The organism is Arthrobacter sp. P1_A5, from assembly GCF_056406825.1.
Window position 1 is genome coordinate 1 of record NZ_JBFTZL010000058.1, and the last position, 20,119, is coordinate 20,119.

At 63.6% G+C, this 20,119-nt stretch carries 24 protein-coding genes and 1 pseudogene; 16 read left to right on the forward strand and 9 right to left on the reverse strand.

Annotated features, from left to right (window positions below):
- The 5 genes and pseudogenes from AC1D1S_RS10395 to AC1D1S_RS10415 all read left to right on the forward strand — a co-directional run.
- A pseudogene (locus AC1D1S_RS10395) lies at positions 1-283 on the forward strand (Fic family protein); the annotation flags it as partial.
- Positions 284-350: 67 nt separating this feature from the next.
- Entirely contained in the window at positions 351-1,112 is a 762-nt protein-coding gene (locus tag AC1D1S_RS10400; RefSeq protein WP_476994383.1) for a MerR family transcriptional regulator, read from the forward strand.
- 115 nt (positions 1,113-1,227) lie between these two features.
- Positions 1,228-1,677: a cupredoxin domain-containing protein gene (locus tag AC1D1S_RS10405; protein ID WP_052355065.1), complete on the forward strand. Its 450-nt coding sequence runs from the start codon at positions 1,228-1,230 to the stop codon at positions 1,675-1,677.
- A gap of 60 nt (positions 1,678-1,737) precedes the next feature.
- Positions 1,738-2,259: an FAD-binding oxidoreductase gene (locus AC1D1S_RS10410; RefSeq protein ID WP_476994384.1), complete on the forward strand. Its 522-nt coding sequence runs from the start codon at positions 1,738-1,740 to the stop codon at positions 2,257-2,259.
- Positions 2,238-3,110 carry an FAD-binding oxidoreductase gene (locus AC1D1S_RS10415; protein WP_476994385.1) on the forward strand — a complete coding sequence of 291 codons (873 nt, stop codon included), beginning with the start codon at positions 2,238-2,240 and terminating at the stop codon, positions 3,108-3,110. Before AC1D1S_RS10410 ends, AC1D1S_RS10415 begins: the two co-directional genes overlap by 22 nt.
- Positions 3,111-3,156: 46 nt before the next feature.
- On the opposite strand, the gene AC1D1S_RS10420 is transcribed toward AC1D1S_RS10415, so the two are convergent.
- Positions 3,157-4,209 (reverse strand): S66 family peptidase, encoded by a 1,053-nt coding sequence (locus AC1D1S_RS10420; protein WP_476945207.1) that lies wholly within the window; start codon positions 4,207-4,209, stop codon positions 3,157-3,159.
- A gap of 121 nt (positions 4,210-4,330) precedes the next feature.
- Here AC1D1S_RS10420 and AC1D1S_RS10425 point away from each other — a divergent pair, with 121 nt between their 5' ends.
- The 3 genes from AC1D1S_RS10425 (at position 4,331) to AC1D1S_RS10435 (ending at position 5,756) form a co-directional block, all read left to right on the forward strand.
- Entirely contained in the window at positions 4,331-4,666 is a 336-nt protein-coding gene (locus tag AC1D1S_RS10425) for a hypothetical protein (RefSeq protein WP_476994386.1), read from the forward strand.
- A gap of 160 nt (positions 4,667-4,826) precedes the next feature.
- Entirely contained in the window at positions 4,827-5,066 is a 240-nt protein-coding gene (locus AC1D1S_RS10430; protein WP_243177428.1) for a hypothetical protein, read from the forward strand.
- 201 nt (positions 5,067-5,267) lie between these two features.
- Positions 5,268-5,756 (forward strand): GNAT family N-acetyltransferase, encoded by a 489-nt coding sequence (locus tag AC1D1S_RS10435; protein WP_476945205.1) that lies wholly within the window; start codon positions 5,268-5,270, stop codon positions 5,754-5,756.
- A gap of 453 nt (positions 5,757-6,209) precedes the next feature.
- Here the strand turns inward: AC1D1S_RS10435 and AC1D1S_RS10440 are convergent, their stop codons facing one another.
- Positions 6,210-6,884 (reverse strand): ScbR family autoregulator-binding transcription factor, encoded by a 675-nt coding sequence (locus tag AC1D1S_RS10440; protein ID WP_476994387.1) that lies wholly within the window; start codon positions 6,882-6,884, stop codon positions 6,210-6,212.
- Positions 6,885-7,310: 426 nt separating this feature from the next.
- On the opposite strand from AC1D1S_RS10440, the gene AC1D1S_RS10445 reads away from it, so the two are divergent.
- Positions 7,311-8,087, forward strand: a complete 777-nt coding sequence (locus tag AC1D1S_RS10445; RefSeq protein ID WP_308197221.1) for an MBL fold metallo-hydrolase — start codon at positions 7,311-7,313, stop codon at positions 8,085-8,087.
- 114 nt (positions 8,088-8,201) lie between these two features.
- Here AC1D1S_RS10445 and AC1D1S_RS10450 read toward each other — a convergent pair whose 3' ends face one another.
- From AC1D1S_RS10450 to AC1D1S_RS10460, 3 genes are all read right to left on the reverse strand, one after another.
- On the reverse strand, positions 8,202-8,924 hold the full coding sequence (locus tag AC1D1S_RS10450; RefSeq protein ID WP_476994388.1) for an AAA family ATPase: 723 nt from the start codon (positions 8,922-8,924) through the stop codon (positions 8,202-8,204).
- Between the two features lie 87 nt (positions 8,925-9,011).
- A complete protein-coding gene (locus AC1D1S_RS10455; protein ID WP_028276249.1) occupies positions 9,012-9,437 on the reverse strand; it encodes a GNAT family N-acetyltransferase in 426 nt (141 codons plus the stop codon).
- 112 nt (positions 9,438-9,549) lie between these two features.
- Positions 9,550-9,876 (reverse strand): SRPBCC family protein, encoded by a 327-nt coding sequence (locus tag AC1D1S_RS10460; protein ID WP_476994389.1) that lies wholly within the window; start codon positions 9,874-9,876, stop codon positions 9,550-9,552.
- 643 nt (positions 9,877-10,519) lie between these two features.
- On the opposite strand from AC1D1S_RS10460, the gene AC1D1S_RS10465 reads away from it, so the two are divergent.
- Genes AC1D1S_RS10465 through AC1D1S_RS10475 form a run of 3 tightly spaced genes read left to right on the forward strand, consistent with a single transcriptional unit; the run spans position 10,520 to position 12,872 of the window.
- The gene (locus AC1D1S_RS10465) at positions 10,520-10,801 is read left to right on the forward strand and encodes a DUF3311 domain-containing protein (RefSeq protein ID WP_043435481.1); all 282 of its coding nucleotides are present in this window, start codon (positions 10,520-10,522) and stop codon (positions 10,799-10,801) included.
- Complete coding sequence (gene mctP, locus AC1D1S_RS10470; RefSeq protein ID WP_243177434.1) at positions 10,798-12,492, forward strand: monocarboxylate uptake permease MctP; 1,695 nt, start codon at positions 10,798-10,800, stop codon at positions 12,490-12,492. Before AC1D1S_RS10465 ends, mctP begins: the two co-directional genes overlap by 4 nt.
- Before the next feature lie 50 nt (positions 12,493-12,542).
- The gene (locus AC1D1S_RS10475; RefSeq protein WP_476994390.1) at positions 12,543-12,872 is read left to right on the forward strand and encodes a hypothetical protein; all 330 of its coding nucleotides are present in this window, start codon (positions 12,543-12,545) and stop codon (positions 12,870-12,872) included.
- Between the two features lie 37 nt (positions 12,873-12,909).
- On the opposite strand, the gene AC1D1S_RS10480 is transcribed toward AC1D1S_RS10475, so the two are convergent.
- Complete coding sequence (locus AC1D1S_RS10480; protein WP_476994391.1) at positions 12,910-13,605, reverse strand: class I SAM-dependent methyltransferase; 696 nt, start codon at positions 13,603-13,605, stop codon at positions 12,910-12,912.
- Between the two features lie 97 nt (positions 13,606-13,702).
- Here AC1D1S_RS10480 and AC1D1S_RS10485 point away from each other — a divergent pair, with 97 nt between their 5' ends.
- The gene (locus tag AC1D1S_RS10485) at positions 13,703-14,293 is read left to right on the forward strand and encodes a helix-turn-helix domain-containing protein (protein WP_476944643.1); all 591 of its coding nucleotides are present in this window, start codon (positions 13,703-13,705) and stop codon (positions 14,291-14,293) included.
- Positions 14,294-14,316: 23 nt separating this feature from the next.
- On the opposite strand, the gene AC1D1S_RS10490 is transcribed toward AC1D1S_RS10485, so the two are convergent.
- The 3 genes from AC1D1S_RS10490 to AC1D1S_RS10500 form a co-directional block, all read right to left on the reverse strand.
- Positions 14,317-14,856: a dihydrofolate reductase family protein gene (locus tag AC1D1S_RS10490; RefSeq protein WP_476994392.1), complete on the reverse strand. Its 540-nt coding sequence runs from the start codon at positions 14,854-14,856 to the stop codon at positions 14,317-14,319.
- Positions 14,857-14,888: 32 nt separating this feature from the next.
- Positions 14,889-15,395: a hypothetical protein gene (locus AC1D1S_RS10495; RefSeq protein WP_156945092.1), complete on the reverse strand. Its 507-nt coding sequence runs from the start codon at positions 15,393-15,395 to the stop codon at positions 14,889-14,891.
- 93 nt (positions 15,396-15,488) lie between these two features.
- Positions 15,489-16,430: an AraC family transcriptional regulator gene (locus AC1D1S_RS10500; protein WP_476994393.1), complete on the reverse strand. Its 942-nt coding sequence runs from the start codon at positions 16,428-16,430 to the stop codon at positions 15,489-15,491.
- A gap of 271 nt (positions 16,431-16,701) precedes the next feature.
- Between AC1D1S_RS10500 and AC1D1S_RS10505 the strand changes: the two genes are divergently transcribed.
- From AC1D1S_RS10505 to AC1D1S_RS10515, 3 genes are read left to right on the forward strand one after another with little or no spacing between them, the layout of a single operon-like run.
- Positions 16,702-18,048: an ABC transporter substrate-binding protein gene (locus tag AC1D1S_RS10505; protein WP_476994394.1), complete on the forward strand. Its 1,347-nt coding sequence runs from the start codon at positions 16,702-16,704 to the stop codon at positions 18,046-18,048.
- A 23-nt stretch (positions 18,049-18,071) separates the two neighbouring features.
- A complete protein-coding gene (locus AC1D1S_RS10510; protein ID WP_476944554.1) occupies positions 18,072-19,040 on the forward strand; it encodes a carbohydrate ABC transporter permease in 969 nt (322 codons plus the stop codon).
- Entirely contained in the window at positions 19,037-19,954 is a 918-nt protein-coding gene (locus AC1D1S_RS10515) for a carbohydrate ABC transporter permease (protein WP_243177441.1), read from the forward strand. Before AC1D1S_RS10510 ends, AC1D1S_RS10515 begins: the two co-directional genes overlap by 4 nt.
- Positions 19,955-20,119: the final 165 nt, after the last annotated feature.

The window sequence follows — 20,119 nt, forward strand, 5'->3', positions numbered from 1 at the left end:
GCCGGCGATGTGGCTGGAGCTGGCCAGGCCACGCAGAGGATCCGCGGACGAGAAGATCATTCCGTGGCTGCTGGAGCGGCCCGTATTCGAGGCCCACAGCGCAGCCCACATTGCCGGCGTCGCCGAAAGCTCCGTGTACGCCGCACTGCAGCGGCTCTCCACCGCCGGGGTCATTACCCCCGTCACCCAGTCCAAGCGCAGCCGTGCCTGGGCGGCGACCGAAGTCCTCGACGAGGTGGACCGGCTGAACAACCGGCTGGCCGACGTCGGGAAGACTGGCTGACCGGACCGGCCGGCCGGGCCAGTAGGTTCTTGATCCTCACGCGGGGTGAGGATCTACGGTTGTTCACATGACAGAGACGAGCGGTGCCGCAGGTCAATCGAGCATCGGCGAACTTGCCAAAGCGTGCGGCGTCACGGTCCGGGCGCTCCATCACTACGACGAGATTGGGTTGCTGTCGGCAGGCCGGCGGACGGCTTCCGGCCACCGCCGCTACACCGAGGAAGATGTCCGGCGGCTCTACCGGATCCGGTCGCTGCAGATGCTCGGCCTCCCGCTGGCCGAAATCGGCGTTGCACTGGGAACCCCTGCCGATGACATTGGCTCGCTGCGCACGCTCCTGGAAAGGCAGTTGCTGCATCTTAGCCAGCACGCCGAGCAGGTCCAGGCGGTCCAGGACCGGATACGCGACCTGCTTTCACGTATCGACGGGGCCACCATGCCGGTGCCGGAACAGTTCATGGCAACTTTGGAGATGATCACCATGCTCGAAAACTACTTCACACCAGAACAGCGCCAGGAACTGGCCGGCCGCAGAGCCGAACTTGGCAGCGACAGCATCGAGGCCGCCAAAGTCCGGTGGGCCGCATTGGTCGAGGAGGGTCTCAAGCATGTCGAAAACAGGACGCCGGTATCCGATCCGTCCATCCGGGAATGGGCCACGGCATGGGACGAAATCGGATCCATGTTCCACGCAGGCGAAGAGACCAAAGCCACTGCCCGTTCCATGTGGCAGGACAATAAGACTGCCCTCAGCGCCGATCTGCCCTGGACCCCGGAGCAACTGGCCGGACTCATGGCCTACCTGCAAAAGGCCAGGACGCAGCCCTGATGGCCCGTGCTCTCTGTCGGAGCTTTTCAGCGGTGCTTTTTGATGGTGGCGGATGCAGAATGGAAAGAAGCCGGGCTGATTTCTCAGCCCCCTCCAGCGTTGAGGACGGCACATCATGACGAGCAACAAGACACGGACTGCACTTGTGTTGGCAACAGTACTGATCGGGCTGAGCGGCTGTGCCGGAGGCGGCGGAACCCAGGCGTCGGCCCCTGCCACGACCGCCGGGACCTCGCCCAGCATGTCGATGGAACCGTCTGCCCCGGCCGGCTCCACCGCTTCGGGGCCGGGAAGCGGGGCGGCGAACGCCGCCGCCGCGACAATCACGATCAGCAACTTCGCCTACGAGATCCCGGGTGCGGTGGCTCCCGGGGCGGAGGTGAAGGTGATCAACATGGACACCGCAGAGCACACGGTAACCGCGGACCAGAATGCGACCCTCTTTGATGTCGAGGTCAAGGAAAACGGCGGCACGGCCACATTCAAGGCACCTTCCGAACCGGGGACTTACGCCTTTCACTGCAACTACCACCCCAACATGCACGGCTCATTGACGGTCAAATGAGCGCGACGCCGCAGGCCGGCGCGCGTCCTTGACGATCTCGAACGAGAAAGGTGCCGTGGCGTGGCTTTCCGGACCCCCGCACCGTCGCTTGACCCATCCGCCGTCGATGGCCTGGTTTCGGCGCTCCGGGRCCGGCTGTTCCGGCCCGGAGACGCCGGCTACGACGACGCCCGGAAGGTCTTCAATGCGATGATTGACCGCCGTCCGGACGTCATTGTCCGCCCTGCCGACGCCGAGGATATTCGCCTTGCCGTGAACTTCGCCCGGGAAAATGATCTCCCTGTCTCTATCAAGGGCGGCGGCCACAAGGTGGCAGGGAACGCCGTCGGCGCCCGAGGGCTCATGCTGGATTGCTCCGGCATGAAGAACGTTCAGGTCGACGCCGAACGGCGCGTCGCCTTGGCTGGAGCGGGTGCGCTCCTGGTCGACCTTGACGTCGCCACCCAGGCGCACGGCCTGGCCACGCCGCTCGGAGTTGTGTCGGTTACCGGCATCGCCGGTTTGACCCTCGGAGGTGGCATCGGCTGGCTCAACGGCAACACGGGCTTGCTTGCGACAACGTGCTGGCCGCCGACATCGTGACTTCGGATGGCAGGTTGTTGACGGCGAGCCCCGACCAACACACAGACCTCTATTGGGCCATCCGCGGAGGCGGCGGCAACTTCGGTGTTGTCACGTCCTTCACCTATCGTTTGCATCCCGTCGGACAGGTTCTTGCCGGAGCGCTCTCATTCCCGGCCGAACGGACAAGGGAGGTCCTGGGCTTTTATCCCGGATTCGCCGCTTCGTGCCCCGACGAACTCTCGATGTCGGCCAGTCTGGGGTGTGACACCTCAGGACGCCCTGTCTTCGGCATCGGCGTCTGCTGGAGCGGCGCGCATGATGAGGCGGAGCTGGCGCTCCGGCCCCTGCGCGACCTCGGCCCAGATGTGGACGCGGTGGTGCCCACCGATTATGGCGTTTGGCAAAGCGCCCACGACGGCGGCTTTCCGCCGGGCCGGCACCACTATTGGAAATCGAGCTTTTTGACTGACCTCACCGCCGACGCCATCGATGTCCTGCTCCAGTTTGCGGCCGAGATGCCTTCAGCGGCAAGCGGCATCGGAATGCAACAACTGCACGGTGTGGCCGCTCGGGTTCCCCCGGCGGCGACGGCATTTCCGCATCGCCGGTCCCAGAGCGAACTCCTCATCCTGGGCCAGTGGTCCAAGCCGGCAGAAACGGAGCGCCACGTCGGCTGGGCCCGCGCCTTCTTCGAAGCGATGCAGCCCTTTGCCGCTAGCGGGGTGTACGTCAACGATCTTGGCCAGGAAGGGGAGGAACGGGTGAGGGCAGCCTACGGCGCCAACTACGACCGGCTGGCCGCCGTCAAAGCCGCATATGACCCCATCAACCTCTTCCGATCAAATCAGAACGTGCGTCCGATCGCATAGGAAATGAAGATGACCCGACGTGTGCTCCTGGCACTGCCTGCCACGATCAGGCATAGCTGGCTGTAACCGTCCTGGCTTCGCCGTCGAGTTGGATTCGACCGCCGTAGGGGAGGATCCACTGCGGGCGGGTGTGCCCGAAGGGAACCCCGATGCAAACGACGGCGGCCGGGTTGTATCGGGCGATTTCGGTGCTGACCGCATCGCATTGTGCGGCGCGGAGCCGAGCCCGTTCGGCGGCAGACGGAACCTGTCCGTGGCTGCTGACTGGAGGCCTGGCGACCAGCACGCCGTCGACCGCCCCCAGGACACCACGCTCGCCGAGCGCTCGAACCCATCGCTTGACCCAATCTGCGGGAGCCAGCAGTTCGCTGGTTTCGAGGATCAGGATTGTGCCCCGGAGCGCGTCGACGGAGGGCAGCCTGTCGGCGATGGCGAGCTGGTCGAGGACTTCGATGCAGCCACCCCAGGTGTAACCGGAGACCGTGCGTCCGGGACCTGTCCACGTCCAGGGTTCGGTGGGTTCGCGGTCGCCGTATTCGACGAGTGCCCGCGGCTCGAGCCAATCCGGCCCGAAGTCCTCCGACTCCCCGGGGTCGGTGATCTCGAGCTCGCCTCCAGTGAGCAGCGCGGCCCGCAGGGAAGCGAGGTGGACGTCGTCAGCACCCGGCCCGGCGCCGAGGTGGACCTGGGTCGACCCTCCGTGATATCCGCGTATCCCGAGTGACCACAGCCAGTTCAGCAGGTTGGTGTTGTCGCTGTATCCGACGAAGATCTTTGGATTCGACCGCACGGTCGCCTCGTCGAGATGAGGTACGACCGTGATCTGGTCGTCGCCGCCGATGGTGGCGAGAATCGCGCGGATGCTGGGATCGGCGAACGCCGCATTGATGTCCGCCGCCCGTTCCCCGGGACTGGAACCGAGCTTGCGCGTCGTCGGGAATTCCACAGGGATCAAACCCGTGGCCGATGTGAGCCGCCGCATCGCCTGCTCATGCACGGCCGGGGCGAATCCGGGGGCGGCGAACGACGGGGAGAGAACCGCGACTCGATCGCCCGCATTGAGCTTCGGGGCGGACAGTTTCAGCTGCGAATGATCCATGCACTCATCGAACCAGACGGGGCGTGGTTCGAGGCAACCCGACGACCCGACGTGCCGGTGCAGGATCCTCCAACGTGCTGCGGAGGAGGCGAAGACCAAATAGCGGTGCCGATGAGAAATCTTGTGGGTCAACGCCGGATCTGGCGCGCATCCATTTTCGGTATTTGGTGCAGCCAGTGCGGTAGGCTCCGATTCGAACCTTGGGGGACTGATGCTGAACTACTTTCGCGAAACGCAAGAGGCGAGATTTGCAACCCGTGCACGCCGGATCTACGGCTACGGCTACGACTCCGTCGGCTTCGTTGTTGCTGTCGGGGTCTTGGTGATTGCCGGCCTTGCACCGGTTTGGACTTCCTGGACGATCCTCGGCGTTTCTTGCGTTCTGGACGCTTTCCTGACCCGAAAGTGGATCAGAGAAGACGCACTCAGGGCTTATCGAAGCGACCGGACCGGCTGACATCGCCTCGGCGGTGGGCAACGGGCAATGCATTACCGGCGGCTGCAACGGCCACGACTGAGACTAAACGGGGGAAGTTATGGACAAACGTCCGTCAAGCCGCAATGGAAAGCCGTCAGTCGGGTCCCTCGTCCAGCTGGCCCTCAGTCTCTGCGCGTTGGTGGCAACCAGTGTCGCGGCCATCCTGTGGAATCCGATCGACGCAGACTTCATCAATCGCGCCGACAATGCAGGGTGGGACGAATCTATGCTTCTCCCGCACCAAATGGAACTCTCGCTCGTCCTCAACGCGTCAGTTCTGGCAACGTTTGTCGTCGTCGTGACCGCAATCATTGGCGTGCTGGCCTCACGCCGGCGGCCCAACGCCACGCAGCCCGCAAATCCGTCCGCTATTGCCTGATCCGTCCCGCCCAGGGTTCCCGGCCCGATATTCCGAAGGTCTCAATGGACTCGTGAACGGTGGCCCGAAAGTTGGAGCCGCAATTTCGCGTGGCTCTAGCCTGCGGCTTTTTGGTCATTGGCAGTCCAGAATTCACCATGTAGTTTCGAGCCGGCGGAGGTCGGCGTCTGACTGATTTCAGACGGCTGGAATACTGGGGAAATGACTCTCGCTGAACTGGAACTGCCTGGCGGCCCATTCACCATCAGGAAAGCTCAATCATGTGATGTGGCTTCGATTGTTGGGCTTCTGGCTGCCGACCAGCTCCGGGCCTCTGTCGACTCGATTGCAATCGAGCACCGGCATCCCTACGATCTTGCTTTCCAGGCAATTGATGAGGACCCCGCGCAGCTTCTTCTCGTAGTTGTCTCAACCGAAAATGAAGTGGTTGCGACCATGCAACTGACATTCATCCCCGGCCTCGCCCGAGGCGGAGCTACACGACTGCAGATCGAGGCAGTGCGGGTCCGGTCTAATCTTCGGAGCAACGGCCTTGGAGGGGCGATGATTACGTGGGCGATCGCTGAAGGGCGCCGGCGTGGCGCAAGGCTGGTTCAGCTTACATCTGACGAGTCCAGGGTCGCAGCACACCGGTTCTATGAGCGTCTTGGCTTCGAAGCGTCGCACGTGGGCTTCAAACTGTCCCTCTGAGATTTGCGTTGCGACGGTAAGCGGCGCAGTTGTGCCGTGGGTAGTGGCCGAGGGGAGGGCTCCCGAACGGCCTCACTCGTCCCGCTCCAATCCTCGGCACATGGGGGCGCCCCGATGCTATTGGGGGATGCATCGGGGCGCCTCCCACCACCATAGGCGGAGGCTTGTTCAAGTTCAAAAGTGACGGCGGCGGCCGCCGCGAACTCACTGGGATCGCCATGGCGGACAGTCCAGGCCGGGGGTCTGTGCCGGCGCCCCCCAAAAAATGCGCGCCGACACAGCCGCTCTTCGAGCGGAGTCCCCAATGGATCCGAGACAAGAATAGATGACCACTCACCCTAAAACAAGGCGGTCATCCGGTTTATGTGAGGCGGACTCGCAGAAAATCTCGACGATGGCAAGCAAGGCACCACCTGCCCGGGGGCTGCAGCCCTCGCTGGCCGTGCGAGGCTGTCACGGTGATGGTGGGGTAGGACTCCGCGGCGGGTTGGGGCTTCCAGCGGAAACCAGTCCGGAGAGAGCATGGGGGTCACCATTGTAATCGTCATGCATGATCCCCGGCAGCACAATTTCCCACATCTCTTCGATCCGTTGCATGACGTCCGCGCGGTCGGTGAGTACTCCGGAGACCATCTGAACCCCGGTGAACGAAGCAACAAGGTATCGGGCAAATGTCCCGGCGTCGACGGAGGGCCGGACCTGCAATTCTGCCTTGGCCCGTTCGGTAAGCTGCTGCATTACGGCGACCCAGTCCTCGTAAGGGCCGCGCACGGGCGGACCAAAAGCCGTCGCCTCAAACGTCAATCGGATGCCGGCCCTGACAACTGGCTCGTGCACCAGTTGAAGACCGAAAGCGCGGCACAGCAGGATCATTGCCGTCAGGCCTGGCCAGTCCCCGGCAAGGATGCTCTCGCTTTCGGCCACGACGATCCGATGCTGCTCCTCGATGACCGCCCTGGCGAGATCTTCCTTGGACTGAAAGTGGAAATAGAGGGCGCCCTTGGTCACCCTGGCCGCCTCAGAGACCTGGGTCAAGCTGGCACTGCCGTAGCCGTGCTCCTCAAAGACCGCAGCGGCGCCGACGACAATGGCACCGCGGGTGGCCTTCGCGCGATCCTGAATGACCATCTGTGAACCTCAACTTCAACTCTGGGACGTGGAAGCAGGATCGTCACCCACCCGCTGCGCGAGTTGATCGGGAGTTCCGCTGGCCTTCTCTGAAGCACCCTGTCGCGTCGCAATTCCGGGATCCAGCAGTCGCCCACTGAAAGGGAGACGAAAGACTGGTCCGATCCTAGCAAAACGGTCAACCGTCTTGTATCGGGATAAGTGCCTCTCCTGGAACCGTGATCCCACGCGTCATCCTTGACAGGTATTTGGTCCTCGCTATAGGAGTTGCAGAACGCAACACTGCTAGGAAGAGGAGATGATGGGCCGCATCGACCATTGGATGAATGTCTCCACCGACCCGCGGGTCGAGCAAGTTCCGGGGGACAACTACGCCACCCGCGATGTAAACGAGGCCAGCCCGTGTTGAGGCAGGTCGCGGAGGGTGTGCTGATCCACGAGAGCGAGTTCTGCCAGAGCAATGCCGTTGTTGTAAGGGGCCGGGCTGGTGTGTTGCTCATCGACCCCGGGGTGCACGGCTACGAAATGGAATGCCTCGCGAAGGATTTGTCTGATTCGGGCCAGACGGTTGTGGCAGGCTTCTCGACGCATCCTCATTGGGATCACCTGCTTTGGCCCGCCGGGCTCGGCGCGGTTCCCCGTTACGGCACCGCGCGCTGCGCGGCTACCGCCCGGGATCGGCTGTCGGGCGGAGTGGAGGCGGTCGCAAAGGCGGCCGGCATCCCCGAACAGGTACCGCTGGATCTCCTCGGCCTTATTACCGGCCTGCCCGTCGGGACGGCGGAGATTCCTTGGGATGGGCCCCAAGTCCGCATCCTCGAGCATCGAGCACATGCCCCGGGCCACGCGGCGCTGTTGATTGAGGAACGAGGGGTTCTCGTCGCCGGCGACATGCTTTCTGATCTCTTGATCCCGATGCTCGACTTGAACGACACCGCTGACCCGATCGAGGACTACCTCGCCGCGCTGCGGCTGCTCGAGGGCGTGGCGCGCGACGTCGATGTCCTCGTCCCCGGCCACGGGTCCGTCGGCGGAGCTGATCAGGTACGCGCACGGATCGACCAGGATCGGGCGTACGTGCACGCCTTGCGTGACGCCCATGATCCCAGCGACCCGCGGGTCGGCCCATCGGCCGCTCCAGGGTGGGACTGGGTGAGCGGCGTGCACGCATGGCAACTCCAGCGCCTCGCCCAAAAGCAGTAGGGAAAACTCGACGCATTAGCGTTGACCGAGATCGGCGGTTCGTTGTTCCCCTTTGGCGTTGTCAGGCATTGTCCGTTCGGGGACGCCGTTAGTTCAACCCCGACCAGGCCGGGCTTATAGGTGTCGCAGGTATCTTTCGGGGGAGTCCAGGAATGATCGCCAGTTGGAAACCAGATCGAGGTCCGGCCATTCCTGCTGACGAAGTCCCCACGGGCCGACTTCGAGAATCTGCGCGCCTGGAAGCGCTGCAAGAACGGGGGAGTGAGTGGACATGATGACTTGCGAGGAGCCGTCGGCGAGGAGATCTTTCAAGACCGCAAGGAGGCTGAGGCATCCCGCGAAGGACAGCGCTGATTCCGGTTCATCGAGCACCCACAATCCGCGTCCCCGGAAACGATCCACTGCCAGTTCCAGGAACGATTCGCCGTGTGACATGTCGTGGAACGAGATGTCCGGACCCACGGTGCTCGGGTTCTTCTCGAGATAGGTGAAGAAGCCGTGCATGGTTTCCGCGCGCAGGAAGTAGCCGCGTCTTGTGCCGCCGGCGTTGCGGACAAGCTGCAGGTGATCGGCAAGTATGGACTCCGTGGATCGGGTGCTGTGGCGGGCCCCTGTAGATCCGCCTTCTGGAGACAAGCCATAAGCCTGTGCAATGGCTTCCACGAGAGTGGATTTTCCCGACCCATTTTCGCCTACGAAGATTGTGGCCGGGGTCAGGTCGAGCCCTTGGTCCAGAACCTGTGCGACAGGGGGCAGGTTACCTGGCCACCGACGGCGGTCGAGGACGTGGGCCGGGTCTTCGGCCAACCGTCTGATCGGAAACCTGAGCGGGGGCATGCCCCATTCTTACAGGCTGAGTTGTTCGCAGCGGCCAGGACGAAAGGTCCTGGGAAATACCAGTCATTTCGAACTGAAACTCCGGGACTACCGAAATAGAGCGAAGACACGCACGGGTTCCGGGGCGAAGTTTGACCCCTCCATAAAGCCCATGGCTTCGTAGAAGGCGCGTTGCCCTGGTTCATTGTCAGTGATGAGCACTGTTTGCCGGACATGCGCGTATCGTGCCGTGACCTGCTCCACCAGAGCCCGGCCTACGCCCGCGCCTTGGAAAGGCGGCCGTACAAGGATGTCCTGCAGATAGCAGATGGTCGCATCGTCCGACACAACCCTCGCGAGGCCAACAAGCTCACCATTCGCGTTCCGGGCCGTCACGACAAACGAGGAACTTCGGATCGCTCTGGTGAGCAGTTCTGGAAACCGGGTATAGGCGGCCCACCCCACAGATTCGTACAACGAGAGAACTTCGGCATCGGAAAACTCGTTGGATGTGAAGATGCTGAACGCCGGCATCCGACCAGTGTTGCATGGCCTTGCCATTTGTTCATGGACACCCTGGGCTCCCGGAGCGGGACGGGTCAACTGGTCGGCGAAATCCATCGTTATTTGGGTTGCGGATCCGCGGTCAGGTGACGGTTGCGTGCCGGAGGTAGCGGGCCAGGACGAGCTTCTCGGCTACGCGCCCGACTGGACCGAATGGGGCTGCGAACTCGATCCGGTCAACCATTCTGGTTCCCTCCGCGTCCTCGCTGAACTCATGGACGTGCCTGAACCGCCGGAACGGACCCTTGATCTGCTCGTCGACGAAATACCCCGGCGCCTCCATCTGAGTGATCCGGCTCGTCATCCGGAATGGGATCCCGAAGTGCCAGGCCCGCCAGGTGACCTCTTCTCCTAAGGAGATGAGACCGGACCTGACGCCGGCGACGGCATCCTCCCGTGACCGCGCCATCGAGTCCTTGTGAACGTCGATGYTGCGGGCAAGATCAAACAATTCCGACCTGGGCGTGCTTGTCCGCGTTGTGCATTCGAAGTAGACGGCCATCGCCAAAGTATGTCAGCCCGCCGCGACTCCGCCTGGGGTTTGGCCCCCAATTCCCGGCAGCGGCCGCAGGACCACCCACGGTGGGGAACCGGGAAAGGCAGTTTGAAATTGATCGCCTGCTCGCCGCTGTCCGAGGTGCGGACGAGGATTGCCGTAGATCGTGTTGCCGAGGTGGCGCTGCGCTGACCAGAAGCTTCTCGTAGCCGCCCCAGGCGCAATTTACGAGCAGATCGAGGATGCCGTCTTCGGACCGGATCGTTTCAAAAACGTGCGCCGTCTCGTCGTCTTTGAGACGGTCGCAGCGCAGCCGCCGTATTTCCCCCGGCAGGTCCGACTGATCGACCGAGCGGCCTGAGCCGGAAACTCGGAACCCGGCGCACGCATCCCGATTCGCGCCGTTCGGCTTTCCGCCGAGGCGTGCTGGCCCTGTCGGAGACGAAGGCCGGTGTCTATTCTGTTCTGTAAAGACCGTTGCGACATGCGGTCTGCAGGTCCCGGCACCTCCCGGGAAGCCTTCCCGCTCCGGGGCCGTCTCGATGAGGAGGCATCGATGTCCAGTCCCGATGTGCCAACACGCGGGCCGGCCAGATCCGGTCCATATGTCATCACCGGAATCCTTTTGACCATCGCCATTGTGGTTCCGCTGTTTGTGCCCGCGTATTCGGTCGATGAGCCACGCTGGGTGGGTATGCCGTTTTTCTACTGGTACCAGATGATGTGGATTCCGATCACCTCGGCCCTGGTCGGGGTCTCCTACTGGCTAGTGATCAAGGAGGATCGCCGCAGGCGCGAATCGGTGCGCGGCCTGACCAGTCCCGGGGAGGAGCGATGAGCGGGATGGCCCTTCCGCTGGCCGCTCCGGACCGGCCCGTTAACGTCGTGGCACTCACTATTGTGATTATTCTTTTCGTCCTGGTGGCCGTTTTGGGGTTTGTTGCCGCGCGGTGGCGCCGGGGCGAGGAAACGGGGCTGCACAGCCTCGATGAGTGGGGCCTCGGCGGCCGCGGGTTTGGGACCTGGGTGACCTGGTTCCTTCTCGGGGGTGACCTGTATACGGCCTATACCTTTGTGGCCGTTCCCGCTGCGATGTGGGCCACCGGGGCCGTGACCGGCTTCTTCGCGGTGCCGTACACAATCGTTCTGTACCCAATCGTATTCCTCCTGATGAGCCGGTTGTGGTCCGTCTCGCATCGACATGGGTTCGTCACGCCGGCCGACTTCATTGGCGGCCGCTATGGCAGCAGGTCCCTGACCATTGCCGTCGCCATCACCGGCATCGTCGCGACCATGCCGTACATCGCGCTGCAGTTGGTCGGCATCAAGGCTGTGCTCACTGTGCTGGGATTGGGCAGTTCGGAGAACGTTCTGCTGACGGACCTGCCGCTGATCATCGCGTTCGTGGTCCTGGCCGCTTACACCTATACGTCGGGCCTGCGGGCTCCGGCCCTGATCGCCGTTGTGAAGGATCTTTTGATTTACCTGGCAGTGATCGTTGCGGTCATCTACCTGCCGATCAAGTTCGGCGGCTGGGACCCCATCTTCAACTCCGCCGAGGCGAAACTGGGTGCGACCAACCCGGCCACCGGCAAACCCACCGGCGTGTTCATCCCCGGCGCCGCCAGCTACTCCGCCTACTGGACATTGGCCCTGGGCTCTGCCTTGGCGCTGTTTATGTACCCGCACTCCATCACCGGCGTCTTGGCAACCAAGAGCAGGAACACGATCCGTAAGAATGCCGCTGTGCTCCCGCTGTACTCATTGATGCTGGGGCTTTTGGCACTGCTGGGCTACGCGGCCATATTTGCCGGTACCGTGCCGGTCGACCTGAACGGTGCCATCAACCCGCAACTGGTGGTGCCGCAGCTGTTTTTGGACCAGTTCCCTGCGTGGTTTGCCGGCATCGCACTGGCCGCTATCGCCATCGGTGCTCTTGTCCCGGCCGCGATCATGTCAATAGCAGCGGCAAACCTGTTCACCCGCAACATTTACGTCGATCTCATCAGGCCCGATGCCACACCCCGGCAGGAGGCACACGTCTCTAAGATCGCGTCGCTCGTGGTGAAATTCGGTGCCCTGGTATTCGTCATTGCCATGGACCAGTCGGCGGCAATTAACATGCAGCTGCTCGGCGGTATCTGGATCCTGCAGACCTTTCCGGCGATCGTTGCCGGGCTCTACACGCGCTGGTTCCACCGGTGGGCGCTTTTCGGCGGCTGGGCAGCCGGAATCACCTACGGCACCATCGCGGCGTACAACGTGGTCAACCCCGTCACGAAAGCCCACTTTGGCGGCTCAATCGCGGCCATTCCCGGCACGGACACGCAGGTCTACATCGCCGTCACAGCGTTTGCGATCAACCTGATCGTCGCCGCCGGTCTGTCTCTTCTCTTCCACGCAATGAAGCTCCCCGACGGGAAGGACATCACACGCAACTCCGACTACGGCGCCGACGAGAACGATCCGAAGGTCGCCCAGATCGAGCGCGAGCACCCGCTCGGCGAGTCCGGAGCATCCACATTCTGATTCGCTGGAACCCTCGGCGCTGAGAGGCACCCGGTGGCAGACTTTTTGCCATGGAGCCCATGGATTGTCTGGTCATCTACGTCCCCACCAACGCTGCGCCCGCGGTCCGGCAGGCCATTGGCGACGCCGGGGCGGGCAGGCTCGGCAATTACTCCCACTGCTCGTTCAGCCTCGACGGCACCGGGCGTTTTACCCCGTTACCCGGCGCGACCCCGTTCGTCGGCGTCGTCGGTTCCTCCGAGGAGGTGCCGGAAACCCGGATCGAGGCAATCTTCCCCCGATCCCGGCGTAACGCCGTCGTCAATGCCGCGTTGTCCGTTCATCCGTACGAGACGCCGGCGTTCATGACCTACCCGGTAGATGCCAGCCGGCCGGACTGAGCAACACCGGGGGTGCAGCGCGGCGGAAACTGTGAGGTCACCCGCGCCGGGTGGCACGCACGACGACGTCGTGCAGCGGCAACGCACGGTCACCGGGTCCGGGGAGTGTCCGCGTGATCTCCTCGGCACTCGTGATGCTCCATACGGCAGCGTCGAGACCCCCGGTGATGTCCGCGAGGGTGACAGTCGCTTCCGGGGGAGGGCGGTGCCCGTGCCCCGGGGAGGCGGGAGCGTGCAGGTGCCCGACGATCAACAGCGTGCCGCCGGGGGCTACCCAATCCGAGATGCGTTCGTAGAAGGCAAGCTGCGGTATCGCCGGGTGAGCGTAGTGGGTGGTCACAAGGTCGAACCGGCCTCCCGGCGCCCATGACGTCAGGTCCGCCTCGACCCAGGTCACCGTGCCGGACACAGACTGCCCTTCGGCACGCTCGGCCGCTTGGGCGAGGGCAGCGCCTGAAATGTCGGCGCCGGTGACCTGCCAGCCGTGCGCGGCGAGCCAGGTCGCCTCTGCCCCTGTCCCGCACCCGGCATCCAGCGCTGTTCCCGGTGCGAGTCCGCTGGTTTCGCGGATGAGATGCGGGTTCGGGGCAGCCCCTCCCGAATCTGCCTTGGCGGGACCGTGGGCCTGTTCCCAGTGCTGTTGCCAGTAGTCCTTGTCGAAGCTGTGCGTCATCGCGTCACCGTCGCGTCCGCCCGCTGCTTCCCCTGGCGATGTCTCTGCCGTCCCGGCCATGTGGAACCCCTTACGATCTGATGTGCCTTCAGATTCCATGCTCCCGGGCTGGCAGGTGGATGTGCAAGCGGTATTGCCGAATGGCAAAATAGCCCTCATGAACGACGATCTCGACCACACACTCAGCGCCGTCGGGCCGCGTCTCAAGCGCCTGCGACTCCGCCGGGACGTCACCCTCGCAGACCTCGCCGAGCAGACAGGCATCTCCGCCAGCACGCTCTCCAGACTCGAAGCAGGCCTCCGGCGGCCCACTCTCGAGCAGCTCCTCCCCCTGGCCCGCGTGCACGGGGTAACCCTCGACGAACTCGTCGATGCGCCGCCGACCGGCGACCCCCGGCTCAATCTGCGTCCCGTCGCAGGTCCGGACGGGTCGACGATCTTGCCTCTCACGCGCCGCCCGGGCGGCATTCAGGCCTACAAGTTCATCCTCCCCAAGGGCAGGGATGGGCAGGAGCCTCAGCTGCGCACCCACGAAGGCCACGACTGGGCCTATGTCCTCAATGGCACCTTGCGCCTGGTCCTCGGTGAACATGACCTGATCCTGAGGCCCGGCGAAGCCGTGGAGTTCGACACCCGAACCCCGCACTGGTTCGGCGCAACCAGCGCCGGTCCGGTCGAATTCCTCAGCCTTATCGGCAAACAAGGTCAGCGCACCCATGTCCGGGCGGCACCCAAGCGCGATAGCTAGGCGCATCCTCTGATGTKCTCTCCTTAGGACCCTGCCGGCGCCATTCGGAGGGCCAGTATCCCGCCTTCAAGGAGTTCAAGTTCGACGATCCGCAGTGTGTACCGGGTTCCGTCCTCCGGCAGCATTTTCTTGCCACGCCCGAGCACGATGGGGGACACCAGCAGGACGTACTCGTCCACGAGGTTCTCCTCCATGAGCGTCTTGGTCAGCGTCGGGCTTCCCCACACGAGCACGTTCTCCCGCTCGCGAAGCTCGCGGACCTGGCCGGGTATGTCGTCGGCGATAATAGTGCTGTTGTTCCAGCCGGCGTGGTCCAGTGTGGTCGACACGACATACTTCGGTATCGCGTTGAAAGTGTCGGCGGTGAAGTCGCCCGACCGCGACGGCCACGAGGCGGCGAAGCCGTCATAGGTGACCCGGCCGAGCAGCATCGAATCCGCCCCGGCCAGAACTTGTTCGTTGTAGGCCACGGTGGCGTCGCTGAAGAACGGGCCCGTCCAGAGCTGGGGCTCCTCGGCGACGTTGTCCAGAGTGGAAAAAGCAGTCACTGTCAGCTTGCCCATGAAGATCTCCTTCAGGTTGTGGCGCCTGGCTGTTATCCGCGGTTTCTGAGCCGGAGTGTTCGTGCCTCGTGGATGGCGGCCAGGGCAACTGCGCTGGCGGCGAGCCTGACGGCGTGGACCCTGTACCACCGCTTCAGCAGGGGGTTGCGGCGCGTCTCACTGAGYGGTTGTGGGCTGAAGAACAGGTCTGGGTTGATGGACCGGAGCAGATAGGCGGTGGCGGCCGCACCCGTCGTCGAGCTGGCCGCAGCAACTAGCAGCCATGGCCTGCTGTCGGCATGATTCCAGCCTGCCACGAGGGCAGCGATCGCCGCCGGCGCATTGATCGGTGCAATCGGTGCGTAATAACGGCCCGGGCTTCCCGCTCCAAAGGGCGAGCGGGGCAGTTCACGGCTTGCTTCCGCGGCCGCGACGCGGTGCGGGATTTTGACGAGGACCTCATAGAGATTGCCGAAAAACCAATGCGCGTGGCTGAACTCCGCCACGCCCAAGATCCGATCAGCGAGAAAATCCCGGCGGCCCGAGGAAGTCTGTCCCATGCCCACAATCTACCGCCGATGCCCATCGCCAGGCCATGGTGACCAGCTCGCGCGCTCCGGGGCGGGAGAATGCAGAACCCCGCGCTGCTGCCGTCAGTGCTGCACCCGCTGACGATAGTCCCGGGGGGTTTCGCCTGCGTCATTGCGGAAATGCCGGTTGAAGTTGGACAGGTTCGTGAAACCCACTTCGTAGCAGATGTCCGAGATCGATTTGTCGCTCCGCTCCAGCAGGCGGCGGGCGTGGGCCAGCCGAAGTTTGCGCACCAGATCACTGAAATTCTGGCCGGTCGCGCGCTTGAAATACTTCGAAAATGTCGGTTCCGACATACCCACCAGCGCCGCCGCCTCGGACATCCTGACGCTGCCGGCGTGGTTGCTGAAGACATACTCGAGGACGAGGTCCACCACCGCCGCGGCCTGCCCGTCCAGTTGCGGCCTGAACCATTCGTCGGCGAGGTAGCGCCGTTCGGTCTCTGGCGCACGCGAAAGAATCGCCAACACGTCAAAGAGATGCTGAAGCCGCTGCAATCCGGTGGAGGTCCCCATCGCCTCCAGGGAAACGGCGGCGGCCCGGGCTGATCGTCCGAGGAACTCGATCCCACGCGAGGACTGTTCCAGCAAGGGTTTAACCTCGGCCATTTCCGGCAGAATCGAGGCGGCCCTCTCGACCCATTTTCCGTCGAACTGGATAAGGACGTCCCTGCCTTGAAGCACTTCTCCGGGTCTCAGGTCGCTGACCCAGTCGTGCGGCAGCCCCGAACCTACCAGGGGCAGGTGTCCTGCCTCGAAAGTGCCGATGTGGTCTCCCACGATGAACTTTCCGGTGCCTTTCCGGATCAGGTGCAGCTCGTATTCAGGATGGTAGTTCCAACGTGCGACCGGGCTGGGGTAGTCGTGCTCGTGCCAGCGCACGGAATGGTTGGGGTCTTCCGGAATCACCTCACGGTTGGCCCGCATCCCCAGGAGTCTTTCGGCAAGCCTGGCCGCTGCGCCGTCATTGATGGCCGAGCCGCCGCCTGGGTCCGCCGCGCTCATCGTGGTTCTCCCTGCGTTCGGATCATGACAAATGTGCGGCATCTGTGCCGACTCTTCCCAGAATAGCGCCCGGATGGGGCCGCCCCCGGAAAATTAGTATCAGAATTCAGCAAGCATCGCGCTAGTTGTGCCCTATGCCACAAGCCTAATCTTGAGGAACACCAGCGAGGCATCCGGCATTGAGGCCCTCGTCCCGCTCACCGCCCCGCACCCCGACACAGCAATCGGAGTAGGGCAGCATCGCACCCCCTGACGAACAAAGGAGTCCTTAATGCGCGCAAAAACACGCGTCGCCATGGCGGCAGGCGCCCTGTGCTTGGCACTCAGCGCCTCGGCCTGTGCAGGCGCCGGCGGCGGCAATTCCGCAGGCGACCCGAACAGCATCAATGTCCTGATGGTCAATAACCCCCAAATGGAGGACCTGCAGCGGCTCACCGCTGATAACTTCACGAAGGGAACCGGCATCCGGGTCAACTACACCGTCTTGCCGGAAAACGACGTCCGCGCCAAGATCAGCCAGGAGTTCTCAAGCCAGGCCGGCCAGTACGACATTGCGTCACTGTCCAACTACGAGATCCCGTTCTATTCCGCCAACGGCTGGCTGGCGCCGCTGGACAACGTGGCCAGGGACGCCGAGTTCAACCAGGCGGACATCCTGCCGGCCTACACGGCGTCGTTGACCGGCACGGACGGCAAACTCTACGGCGAACCTTTCTACGGGGAATCCTCCTTCCTGATGTACCGGAAGGACATCTTCGACGCCAAAGGGCTGACCATGCCGGAGAAGCCGACCTGGGACCAGGTCGCCGACCTCGCCGCCAAGGCTGACGGGGCGGCGCCAGGGATGAAGGGCATATGCCTGCGCGGCCAGCCCGGCTGGGGCCAGGTCTTCGCACCACTGACCACCGTGGTGAACACCTTCGGCGGGACCTGGTTCGACAAGGACTGGAATGCGAAGGTCAACGCCCCCGAATTCACCGCAGCCACGGAGTTCTACACCAATCTGGTGCGGGAGCACGGTGAAGCGGGCGCCGCCCAGGCAGGGTTCACCGAATGCCTGAACAACATGAGTCAAAGCAAGGTCGCCATGTGGTACGACGCCACCTCCGCGGCCGGAGCCCTGGAAGCCGAGGCCTCTCCCGTGAAGGGAAAGATCGGTTATGCCCAGGCGCCCGTGAAAGAGACCAAGTCCTCCGGCTGGCTGTGGACCTGGTCCTGGGCGATGCAGGCGGCCTCCAAGAAACAGGAAGCTGCCGCCAAATTTATCGCCTGGGCCAGCTCGAAGAAGTACGAGGAACTGGTCGCGTCCAAGCTCGGCTGGTCCAAGGTCCCATCCGGCAAGCGCATTTCCACGTACGAGAACACCGAGTTCCAGCAGGCCGCGCCGTTCTTCAAGGCCGAACGCTTCGCCATTGAGAACGCGGATCCGACCAACCCCGGTGTCCAGCCGCGGCCGGCGGTCGGCATCCAGTTCGTCGGTATTCCCGAGTTCGCGGCCCTGGGCACCCGGGTGTCCCAAGGTGTGAGCTCCGCCATCGCCGGCCAGGGCTCCGTTGCCGATGCGGTGGCCAAGGGCCAGGAAGCCGCACAAAAAGTCGGCGACAAGTACAAGAAGTAACAACCCAACCGCAGGAGAACATTATGACTACCGCAACGGCGCGCGTCTCCCGGCAAGGGAGCAGCACAGCCAAACCATCCAGGAACGCCAGGGCGCGGGAACGCGCAGTGGCTTGGGCACGGCGGGCACCGCTGCTGCCGGCCCTGATCTTCCTCATCATCGTCACCCAGCTTCCATTCGTGGTGACCCTGATCATTTCGTTCATGAACTGGAACAGCCTGAGCCCGGACAAGACCGGATTCGCCGGGTTCGAGAACTACATCCAGGTGGTCACCGACCCGTACATGCTCCAGGCAATCCTCACCACCATCGTCGAGACCGTCTCGGTGGTCCTGGTCAGCCTCGGCCTCGGCCTCGGCCTGGCCCTGCTCCTGGACAAAAAGTTCATTGGCCGGGGCCTGGCCCGGACTCTGCTGATCGCACCCTTCCTCATCGTTCCGGTCGCGGCTGCACTCATCTGGAAGCACGCCATCCTCAACCCGGTCTACGGTCTGATCAACGGCTCCCTCACCTGGATCTGGTCGCTCTTCGGCTCCGACGCCCCGCCGCAGCCGGACCTGCTGTCGTCGGCACCCCTGATGGCCATCATCGTCTCCCTGGTCTGGCAGTGGACCCCGTTCATGATGCTCATCCTGCTCGCCGGCCTGCAGTCCCGCCCCATGGACACCGTTGAAGCTGCCCAGATGGACGGTGCCACTCCCTGGGCAATTTTCCGCCACCTCACCCTCCCGCACCTGCGCCAGTATCTGGAACTCGGTGGACTGCTCGGGGCCATCTACATCGTGCAGAACTTCGACGCCACCTTCGTCATCACCTCCGGCGGCCTCGGCACGGCCAACCTGCCCTACGCCATCTACGAGACGTTCTATTACGCCAACGAATACGGCCTGGCCTCAGCGGCCGGCGTCGTGGTGGTCATCGGCACCATCTTCGTGGCGACCTTCGCACTCCGCACCGTATTCTCGCTCTTCAAGAAGGAGGCAGCACGATGAGCACCCTCACCCCCGCCGGGCCCAGGTCATCAGTCCCCACCCCGTCCACCTCGACCACGGGATCACGACGCCGGGGCAAGTCACGCATGGACCCCACCCGCAACAACACCGCCGCCGGCATTGCCGCCTGGCTGCTGGCCCTGCTGTTCGCGGTGCCGGTCCTGTGGATGATCCTTACCTCGTTCCATTCCGAAATTGACGCAGCCACCAACCCGCCGTCGATCGCCGCCGACCTTAACCTGGACGCCTACAAGGAGTTCTTCGGCGCAACTTCCGGCGTCAGCCCCTGGCCGTCGCTGATTAACTCCGCCACCGCCTCGATCTTCTCCACCATCCTCGTCCTGCTGCTGGCCATCCCCGCCGCGTACGCCCTGTCAATCCGGCCGGTTAAAAAGTGGACCGACGTTCTGTTCTTCTTTCTCTCCACGAAGATGATGCCCGTCGTCGCCGCAGTCCTGCCGCTCTACCTCTTCGCCAAAACCGCCGGCGCGCTGGATAACATCTGGTTCCTGGTCCTGATGTACACCTCGATGAACCTGCCCATCGCCGTGTGGATGATGCGGTCCTTCCTTGCCGAAGTGCCCGTCGAAATGCTTGAGGCCGCCCAGATCGACGGCGCCACCCTGCTGCTCACGCTCCGAAAGGTCATCGCCCCGGTGGCAATGCCCGGCATCGCCGCCACCGCGCTGATCTGCTTCATCTTCAGCTGGAACGAACTCCTCCTGGCGCGGGTCCTCACCGGCGTCGTGGCCGGCACCGCCCCGGTCTTCCTCACCGGCTTTGTCTCGGGCCAGGGCCTGTTCATTGCCAAGGTCTGCGCCGCCGCCGTCGTGATTTCCCTGCCGGTGCTGTTCGCAGGGTTCGCCGCCCAGGACAAACTCGTCCAGGGTCTCTCCCTTGGTGCAGTGAAATAGCGCCGTCAAATAGCCCGCCACCRCCTCTTCAAACCGCAAAGGATCCCTTCGATGACCACATCAACCGCACAGTCCCGCACCCCCGGACATCCGGAAGTGCCCGCCACCATGCGCGCCGCCGTGCTCAAGCGCCAGGGCGACATGGCCATGGAAACACTGTCCGTC